The organism is Robertmurraya massiliosenegalensis JC6 (genome assembly GCF_000311725.1).
GTDB lineage: Bacteria > Bacillota > Bacilli > Bacillales > Cytobacillaceae > Robertmurraya > Robertmurraya massiliosenegalensis.
In genome coordinates this window covers 1-9,112 of sequence record NZ_HE978525.1, presented here as the reverse complement: position 1 = coordinate 9,112, position 9,112 = coordinate 1, and the positions used below count along the sequence as shown (strand labels likewise).

Here is a 9,112-nt window from a genome sequence, read left to right as displayed (position 1 = left end):
GTTTAGTGAGTTTCCTCCAACTACCTTTTGCTTCTAAATTTTTTGATTTGAAAGTTTCTCCTTTATAATGCTTTTAAATTCATTTTCGTTTGGGTGTTTTAGATTAAGTAGTTGAGTTACATTTTCCATATTTCTTTTCTCCGGTTTGAACTAAAACACTCAAACAACCTCTTTATTATTTCGAATTATTATTTGTGTTCTTTTGAACACAATTCATTTATACCACCATTGTACCAATTGTCATATGCTACCCATTGCTTGTTGAAGTCATTTGGCATACTAAATTTACCTCCTGAAAGTTATATAATGATTTATAAAATAGTAATTTTACGTACAAGTCATTGAAGCACGCAAGCACACAAGCATAGGTACATCCTCCACGAAGAGTCGAATTTATTTCGGCTCTTTTTCTTTTTGTAAATAATTATTTTTTATATATATTGAACTGCTTTATAGCAGTTTAAAAAAATTAAAAACGGAACACGTTCTTTTTTGAGGTTTTTAGTTTTTCTTCTACTAAACTAAGCAGTATCGTCATCAGAATCTGAGGTATTCTTTGTGGGGTTTGTCGGTTCGGGGTTATTCCTCGAACCAAACTATCTTTTGTGAATTTTATGTATAAAAAAGAGCATTTATACTTGGTCAAAAATTATTGTATTTAACCGTATGAGGAAAGTTGAGCCAGCCAGATTAATTTCTGGCTCTTTTATTTTTTTGGCTATTTTTAGTTTTGCACATAGAAACAAAAACAAGGAGGTAAGCAAATGGGATTATTCACTGTTGGAAGACCTAAGCCAGAATATGAACAAACTTTCAATTCGGCTACAGTTTATTCTTCAGCTCCACCAGAATTAATTTCTGAAGATGAAGCTTTAAAAATCCCTGCTGTACGAGCATCGGTTGAATTGATTGCTGATTCAATCTCAACATTGCCAATCTATCTTTATCAAGATGCCACTAACAACGATATAACAAAGATAGAAGATGATGATCGAGTAAATAAATTAAATCATGATGCTAATAAATTTGATACAGCTCAGACAATCAAAAAGAAAGTTGTTAAAGACTATTTGCTTCATGGTAAAGCTTTCATCTATAAGAAAGAGGGCGCCCTATATTACCTGGAGTCCAAAAATATGAGACAAGAAGGATTTACTGAAGATAATATTGTTCCAAGTCGAATTGAATACGAGTACATTGGTTTGAACGCATCAGTAAGAATTGATGTAGAAAACTTGATTATTATTGATTCTGGTTCAAATGGAATTTTATCCGATGGAGGAACAATTCTTCAGAATGCTAGCAAGCAAATTGAGTATTCAACATCTTTGCTTCATAATTCAGCAGTTCCAGTTGGTATGGTAAAGGCTGCTTCAAGATTAACTCAAACTGCAATCGATAGATTGAAAGCAAGTTTCGAGAAGATTTATTCAGGAACAAAGAATGCTGGTCGTACCATGATTCTTGAAGAAGGTATGGATTACAAACCTCTATCATTGAAGCCTGATGAACTTCAATTAACTGAAGCTAGTAAACAAACAATTTCAGAAGTTGCTAGATTATTTAATATTCCAGAATCTCTAATCAACAGCGATGCTAATAAGTATGCAAGTTTGGAACAAAACACAGTTCAGTTCCTACAGAATACTTTGCTGCCAATTATAACTCAAATTGAAAGTTCTTTTGATAAATATTTGTTAGATGATTTCGAAAAGCAACTTGGTTATTACTTTAGATTCGACACTTCTGAAATTATTAGAACTACTGAAAAAGAAAAGATTGAAACTGTTACTAAAGGCCTAAAAGAGGGCCTTTTTAGTTTTAACGAAGCTAGAACAAAACTAGATCTTCCAAAAGATGATAAAGATTTCAGATTACTAAGCATTGGTAGCGTCATGAAATATGACGATGGCCAAATGGTATTTCTAAACCTTGGTCAAGATTCATCAGAAAAACAGGAGGTGGAAGAATCAAATGAATAAACAAGAACGCATTGATTATTTGAAAAACGAGATTAATAAGAAGCTAAATCAGCTTCAAAAATTTAAAGAAGTAAGGTCAATAAGCTCATCTGATAAACAGCTTTTCGATGTTGAAGTTCGAAAAGTCGAAAACATGATAGATGAACTTGAAAAATTAGAAAAAGAAAGAGGAGATATTAATATGGAAAAGAAAATTGAAAAACGCAATGAACAATACACAGTTTTAGATAGCTACCTACGTAATGGTGAAACTCGTAATCTACAAACTACAGCTTATGGTGGCGCAGTAATTCCAGAAAACGTTCATAATACTATTATTAAGAAAATGGAAGAAACTTCTCCAGTATTTGCTAAAGCTCGTAAACTTCCATCTGTATCTGGAACATTAAAGATTGCTAAAGAACATGGGGTAGCAACTAATGCTGGATTCGTTGAAGAAGGCGAAGAGTTAGTAATGGATGTTCTAAGCTTAGATGATGTTAAGTTAACTCAAAAACGTGTTGGTGCAGCAATCCAATTATCTAACCAACTTCAAAACGATGCAGCTATTGATATTGTTGATTACTCTGTAAACCTACTTTCTCGCCGTCTAGCAAAAGTAATTGAGAAATCAATTTTAACTGGTGAAAAAGATACAGAATTCCGCGGTATTATTGGTTCAGCAATTCCAACAGTAACATTTACTGGTGTTGCATCAGATGTAGAAATGGAAAATTTACAAGAGTTATATCTTGCAATCCACCCAGACTTCTTAACTGGTGCTGGTTTCGTAATTCAACGTAATTTCTTCAATGCTATTGCTAAGAAGACAGATGCTAACGGTCATTTCTACCTACAAAATGGAATTGTAAATGGTAAGCTTCACTATACATTGTTTGGATTACCAGTAGATATTACTGATGCTCTTCCAGACAATACTCCTGTTATCTTCGGTAATATTGAAGAAGCTTATTCAGTTATGATTAAGAAAGGTATGGGAGTTACTCATGTAACTGCTGATACTAAAAATGCTCTTCGTGGAAGCCGTTTAATCGTTCTTGATGCTTATATGGATGGAGCAGTTACAAACGAACAAGCTGTTTCTAAATTAATTTTAGCTTAATATGTGAAATTCTTCACGAACTAAAGAGTCAGAATCCTCGGATTTTGGCTCTTTTATTTTTTAAAAAGGAGATTTTTAAATGTTCAAATTCTATAAAGACAAAAATGCAAAAGGATTAAGCGTCACCTTATTTGGACATGGTTTTGCTTTTATAAAAACAGAAAAACCAAAGAATCATCTTTCTATATATAAATTCTAAAATTGAAAGAAATGAGGTTGAAATAAATGAGCAAGATTTCCGGAATGAAAGTTAAGTTATTTATTAAAGATGCTACTACTGGGAAAATTCTCGCGGGACAAAGGAATGCGACTCTTAACCGGAGTGCAGAAACAATAGATGCAACTTCTAAAGATAGTGATGGTCATTGGCAAGAAAGCATTCAAGGATTTAAAAGTTGGACGATTGATTGTGATGGAGCGTTTGTTCAAGATGATGTAGCTTATTCAATGTTGGAAACAGCTTATCTAAATTCTGAGAATGTAGATGTATATTTAGAATTCCCATCTGGAACTAAATATGAAGGTAATGCTACCATAACTGAGCTGTCTATGGAATTTCCTTATGACGATCTTACGACATGGTCTTTATCATTACAAGGAAATGGCCCACTATCTATTATCGAAGCTTAAAAATGAGCCAAGGAATTTTTTCCTTGGTTCTTTTAAAAAGGTGATAAGAAAATGAATCCTGGAAAATTAAATAAAAAAATTGAAATTATGGAACTTACTCAAGTATCTGATGGTTCAGGTGGATATGAAAATATTTTAACTTCTGTTATGACAGTTTGGGCAAACATAAGACCTGTTTATGGTAGAGAAAAATGGCAAGCCCAACAAGCTCAAGCTGAAATATCTCATAAGGTTATTGTTAGATATTCACCTAAAATAAATCGAGCTCAAGTAATTTCATATAACAACAAGATTTATGACATTCAGTATCTAATTAATATAAACGAAGAAAATAGATTTTTGGAAATTCAAGTATTAGAAAGACAATAGGGTGATATTCAATGGCAAGAGTAGTAGTAAGAATAGAAGGTGGACGTGAGACTGTTCGTAACATAAATGCTTTTGAAATGAAGAAAAAGCAAGATGCAGCCAATGTTGTTAAGCAACATGCAAAGAATGTTAGAACAGCAGCAAAGAAAAGAGTTCCAGTTTCACCTGCTAATAGAAAGAAGAGTTCAGGTAGACCTGGAGATTTGAAAAGAAGTATTGGATATAGAACGTTTAATGATGGGCTATCTGCAGTAATATACCCTAAGAAAAAGAAAGCACCTCATAGACACCTAGTCGAATATGGTACAGGTCCTCGTTATCAGAAGAAGTCTGGCAGATATGTTGGAAGAATGTCAGCACAACCGTTTATGGAACCAGCGGAAAGGTCACAAGAAGCATCTTATAATAATGCTATGAAGAAAGTATTCGAAGGTGATCGGACAGAAGTATAGAAAGAAAGAGGTGAATTGTAATGAAAGTTATTGAAGTTGAAAAAGAAATAACAGCTCATGATAAAGCAAGATACTTACATGTATTACGAGAAGATATTGGTGAGGAAGCATTTAGAATTGCTTTAGCAAAGGTTTATACGAAACATTTAATTGAATTGAAGAGATGGAAAGGTAAGAAGGTTGTTCGTGAAGACATACTATTCTTTGTGAATATGATACTGAAAGAGAATGGTTGTGAGGAAGTAAGTTATTCGTTTGTTAAGAAAGTTGAAGAAAGTATCGCCCATTAGTTTTGAAAAAACCTCTCTCTGTACCATAATAACCCCCCGCGGTCTATTTTTTCGGACGTTACCGTTTCACTCGGCCCAACTTAGAAGCTGAAAGGAGTTGACAGTATGAATCAAAAAATTCCTGGACTTCATAAAGACAGTAATGTTACTCGTGCAAAACGTAAACAAGAACAAGCAGAAGAATTTAAAAAGAATTTACCCCAGACTGACTTCAATGATTTGCCAGAGGGATATCGACTTCATAGTAACCACATGTACAATATTCTAGTAAAAGAACTGAAAGCTATCGGAGCAACACACTTGATAGGAACAGATAAATTTGGACTTATTGAACTTGCTAATACTATGTATCACTTGAACAGATTTGAAAATAAACTTGCTAAAGAAGAACTTAATCTAACTGAAGAAATAAAAGTTCTTCAACAAAGAAATACTTTGCTTCAAACTGTCGATAGACAAATGAAAAGGTTAATGTTAGACCCAGCTAGTCGTCGTGAGTTAATTGAAGTAGTAAGTAATGATATTTCCAATATCCAACTAGATGATGATGATGATGAAGCTTTAGTTGAGCTATTGATGGAAGGTGCTAACTAATGTTTGAAAAAGAAACTGAACTTCTTTCAAAAGCTAAATCGTTAAGTCAAAAAGAAGCTCTTTCTACCATGCTCAAAAATCCAGAATTATTAGATCCACTTCTTTATACATTATTTACTTGTGATTCTAATACTTTTGAAATTCTTCCTCACGATAAATATTGTTTGTTGATGAAGAAGAAAGCTTTTAAATCCAACAATAAGAAGTTGCTGAAGATGGTAGAAGAATACGAAGGAAAGATATAAAAAAGGCAGTCGTATCAAATAAAAGATAAGGCTGCCAAGTTATTTTTTTGCAGTTTTACTTAATTCATATTTTTAATAAAAAGTTATGAGAAGATAAGTTTGCTTTTAAAAGATACAGGATATGTTTGAGACAGTTGCTGTAACAACTGCCCCAATGGAAACAGAAACTAAGACCTATACAATAAAAGCATAGCAAAAATAAAGTACAAAATAAAGTGAAGAGAAATAGAGTCCTGTTATGACCTTGTCAGGACCTTTTCTTTTTTCACAAAATAAAATTAATTTTACCTCACTCATTAATTTGTTATTATTAAGTTGCTAGACAAAAATAGGATGTGAGGAAATGGATAATCAGGAATACACTTTATCTGAGGCTGCTAAAAGGTTAGCTGAGTTAAAGGGCAAGAAAGAACCTTATACTAGGCAATATATGCACAAACTCGTCAAAGAAGGTAAATTAAAATGCAGGAAATTAGGACAAGATAGCCCAATTTACGTAACAACTGAATATGAAATTCAGTCGTTAATAAAGAAAATTAATAGAGTTGGAAGACCAACGAAAAATAGTTGACAAGCGTAAACTATTTTTTTTATTATTAATTTAGGACAAGCTTAAGGAGTGTAATTATGGAATTTAGAAATCAAATACTTAATGGTGATTGTTTAGAAATGATGAAACAATTACCAGATAATTCTATTGCAACGTGTATAACTGATCCGCCATACAATTATGAGTTTATCGGTCGTAATTGGGATGTAGAAGAAATTAAAAGAAGGACTGAACGAGTCCAAAATTCCAATACTTTGGTTAAGAACATTCCTTACGGTAGTGGTTTAGCAGGTGGCGTTAGGAATGAGAGATGGTATAAAAAAAATCGTGATAATATAGTTGAGTATCAAAAGTGGATTGAGGATTGGGGAAGAGAATTATATCGTATTTTAAAACCAGGAGCATTAGTTTTTACTTTTAATAGCACCAGAACAATTGCTCAAGTACAGGTAGCTCTAGAAAATGTAGGATTTTATGCGAGAGATATTATAGTATATAGAAGGCATAGTGGTATTCCGAAAGGGTTAAATGTTGCAAAAAAACTTGAAAAAATGGGTGCAGAAAATCCTGAACAGTGGGAAGGATGGCACAGTGCTTTAAGGAATGAATGGGAAGCCATCTCTGTAGTTCAAAAGCCATTAGTAAACAATTACATTGAAACTCTGCAACAGTATAATGTAGGTTTGTTTCATGCGAAAACGGAAGAAGGCTTCCAATCCAATATTATTGAAAATATAAAACGAGATAAAAATGATGATTTCAATATTCATGTAACTGTAAAACCAATGGAATTGATTAAGAAGCTCATAGAGTTATCAACCCCTAAAATAGAAGGCAACATAGTTATAGACCCTTTTATGGGTTCAGGCACTACAGCTTTGGCGGCTACAGAACTTGGTATAGATTATGTTGGTATAGAAATAGTTGATGAGTATTGTGAAATCATTAGAAAAAGATTAGAAAACTTGAAACAAAAACAAGAATTAGAAGGTGAACAACAAGACCTTTTTTCTATGATTAACGATTAATTGCAAATTCGTTACCAAATTTTTTGAGATAACTTACAATATCTACACCTGTTTTCTCTCGTATATATTCATAAGTTTTTTGACCTGTTAGAATTGTCCATCCTCCTACTTCACAAGCCTTAATTGCAGCTGGAAGATTATCTTCTCTTAGAATTAGGAGGACAGGTCGATACCCTTCATCTCTTAAAAGTTTTCCATAGGTTTTAAATTTCTTTAGAGTTCCCGAGTCCCCTGAACCTATTCTATATTTGGTATCAATTGCATCAGAACCAGCAACCAAATCACACGGCTCGTCTGCATCATACTTTAACGCATCTCCAAAATGGGGGTGCTTTTCTTTAAAGATTTCTATGATAACACGTTGCCATAACATTCCTAATTCTCTTCCCCAGTATTGTCTATTTTCCCTTTTTAAATCAGGAGAAATACCGAATAGCTCCATTAAAATATCATATTCGTTGTTTTCATCTGAATAGGTTTTTTTAGTAAATGATGAATAATAAGATTGTAAGGTTTCTCTTATTTCTTTTTCCAATATTATTCCTCCCTTTAGTATGAAATATAGAGTATCAATTTTATTTTACATTTTGAATTTCTCTTTTACAAGAAAATAGTGGTAATTATAATCATGTCAACGAAATAAAGAAGTCAGTAGTTACTATCCATTCGTTATTTTTTTACAAAACCTAAATCAATAGCTCCCCATAAATACAGTGAAGCAATCGAATTATAAGGTTGCCACTTTTCGTAAAAATAATCTAAATCCAATGACTGTTCTTTTTCAATTTGATATAGCCATCTAATCGCATTTTTAATACTAACATCACCGTATGATAAAACATCAAGTCTCCCCAATGAAAAGATAAGAAACATTTCGGCAGTCCATTTTCCAATTCCCTTTATGTTAGTTAATGTTTTTATTACTTCCTCGTCATCTAACATATGTATAGTTGAAAAATCAACTTCACGTGTTAAGTATTTTTGTGTCAAATCCCGTATGTATTTAAGTTTTGGAAAAGATACGCCACAACCACAAATTAGGTCATCTGATATATCTTCTAATAATTCTGGATTGAAATTCTGCCAAATATTTTCGACTCTGCCTATAATTGTTTGAGCAGCTTTTAATGAAAGTTGTTGCCCAATAATCCGCTTTACTGTTGAACAATAAAAGTCTGTACTTAAAGGAATATCAATTGTTCCAACATTCTTTATTAATTTTTCTAATTTTGGATCGACCTTCGCCAAGTGTTTTACACGTTCATCTTCAACTGTGAAAAATAACCTATCCATTTATAATGCTCCTTAAAATGTAATGACCCTAAAAATTTACCGTATCAAATTTGAAATAAAATATCAATTTTATTTCATAAAAAAATCACCTTGATGGTAATATCAATGGTGTTTTTTTACAACTTAGAGATCATATAGTATTTTTTTCTTTTTAATTATATTTTGTTTAATATCGTCGATATACTTGACTACGCACCATTCTGAACAAAACTTCTCTCCATAAATCTGCTTATGGTAACTTTGAGCAACCCAATATCCTTTTTCTGTTTTAGTCGAAATCTTTTTTAAGCAGTTGGTACATTCTATAACATAGTTTCTCTTAATATCTTTTCTAAAATTCTTAAACAGATTAGGGCCAACTTCACATTCTTCGAATAAATAATCAATATCATATTTTATTTGTTCGAGAGTTCTTTTCTTATACTCGACTTCATTTATATTTAAATATGCCTTTCTTAACCCATCAATCATCTCTTTCACTTCAACAAGTGTTAATTCCTCATTCAATCCATTAAATGCTCTTAAACCGGAAGTATCATCATCATGGTAAAAGCTAATAAGAGAATTTCTATTATTA

The 9,112-nt window shown here is 32.4% G+C and carries 13 protein-coding genes; 10 read left to right on the top strand and 3 right to left on the bottom strand.

Annotation, left to right across the window (positions count from 1 at the left end):
- The first annotated feature begins 764 nt into the window (after window positions 1-764).
- The 10 genes from BMSHG_RS26975 to BMSHG_RS25255 all read left to right on the top strand — a co-directional run bounded on the left by BMSHG_RS26975 (window position 765) and on the right by BMSHG_RS25255 (window position 7,242).
- Window positions 765-1,982, top strand: a complete 1,218-nt coding sequence (locus tag BMSHG_RS26975; protein ID WP_019157261.1) for a phage portal protein — start codon at window positions 765-767, stop codon at window positions 1,980-1,982.
- A complete protein-coding gene (locus BMSHG_RS26970) occupies window positions 1,975-3,084 on the top strand; it encodes a phage major capsid protein (RefSeq protein ID WP_019157260.1) in 1,110 nt (369 codons plus the stop codon). Before BMSHG_RS26975 ends, BMSHG_RS26970 begins: the two co-directional genes overlap by 8 nt.
- Window positions 3,085-3,309: 225 nt before the next feature.
- Window positions 3,310-3,714 (top strand): phage major tail protein, TP901-1 family, encoded by a 405-nt coding sequence (locus BMSHG_RS26965; RefSeq protein ID WP_019157258.1) that lies wholly within the window; start codon window positions 3,310-3,312, stop codon window positions 3,712-3,714.
- 51 nt (window positions 3,715-3,765) lie between these two features.
- The gene (locus BMSHG_RS25285; protein ID WP_019157257.1) at window positions 3,766-4,083 is read left to right on the top strand and encodes a phage head closure protein; all 318 of its coding nucleotides are present in this window, start codon (window positions 3,766-3,768) and stop codon (window positions 4,081-4,083) included.
- An 11-nt stretch (window positions 4,084-4,094) separates the two neighbouring features.
- The gene (locus BMSHG_RS25280; RefSeq protein ID WP_019157256.1) at window positions 4,095-4,535 is read left to right on the top strand and encodes an HK97-gp10 family putative phage morphogenesis protein; all 441 of its coding nucleotides are present in this window, start codon (window positions 4,095-4,097) and stop codon (window positions 4,533-4,535) included.
- A 20-nt stretch (window positions 4,536-4,555) separates the two neighbouring features.
- Entirely contained in the window at window positions 4,556-4,825 is a 270-nt protein-coding gene (locus tag BMSHG_RS25275) for a hypothetical protein (RefSeq protein ID WP_019157255.1), read from the top strand.
- 105 nt (window positions 4,826-4,930) lie between these two features.
- Window positions 4,931-5,419, top strand: coding sequence for a hypothetical protein (locus BMSHG_RS25270; protein WP_019157254.1), 489 nt, complete (start codon window positions 4,931-4,933; stop codon window positions 5,417-5,419).
- Entirely contained in the window at window positions 5,419-5,664 is a 246-nt protein-coding gene (locus BMSHG_RS25265; protein WP_019157253.1) for a hypothetical protein, read from the top strand. The genes BMSHG_RS25270 and BMSHG_RS25265 overlap by 1 nt, the downstream gene beginning before the upstream one ends.
- Before the next feature lie 343 nt (window positions 5,665-6,007).
- A complete protein-coding gene (locus BMSHG_RS25260; protein ID WP_019157252.1) occupies window positions 6,008-6,235 on the top strand; it encodes a hypothetical protein in 228 nt (75 codons plus the stop codon).
- A gap of 56 nt (window positions 6,236-6,291) precedes the next feature.
- Window positions 6,292-7,242 (top strand): DNA-methyltransferase, encoded by a 951-nt coding sequence (locus tag BMSHG_RS25255; RefSeq protein ID WP_019157251.1) that lies wholly within the window; start codon window positions 6,292-6,294, stop codon window positions 7,240-7,242.
- Here BMSHG_RS25255 and BMSHG_RS25250 read toward each other — a convergent pair.
- From BMSHG_RS25250 to BMSHG_RS28575, 3 genes are all read right to left on the bottom strand, one after another.
- Entirely contained in the window at window positions 7,232-7,777 is a 546-nt protein-coding gene (locus tag BMSHG_RS25250) for a hypothetical protein (protein ID WP_019157250.1), read from the bottom strand. The two genes, BMSHG_RS25255 and BMSHG_RS25250, sit on opposite strands and share 11 nt — an antisense overlap.
- Before the next feature lie 134 nt (window positions 7,778-7,911).
- On the bottom strand, window positions 7,912-8,535 hold the full coding sequence (locus BMSHG_RS25245; RefSeq protein ID WP_019157249.1) for a DNA-3-methyladenine glycosylase family protein: 624 nt from the start codon (window positions 8,533-8,535) through the stop codon (window positions 7,912-7,914).
- A gap of 123 nt (window positions 8,536-8,658) precedes the next feature.
- Window positions 8,659-9,112: hypothetical protein (locus BMSHG_RS28575; RefSeq protein ID WP_034659438.1), on the bottom strand; the 454-nt coding region annotated here is incomplete at its 5' end.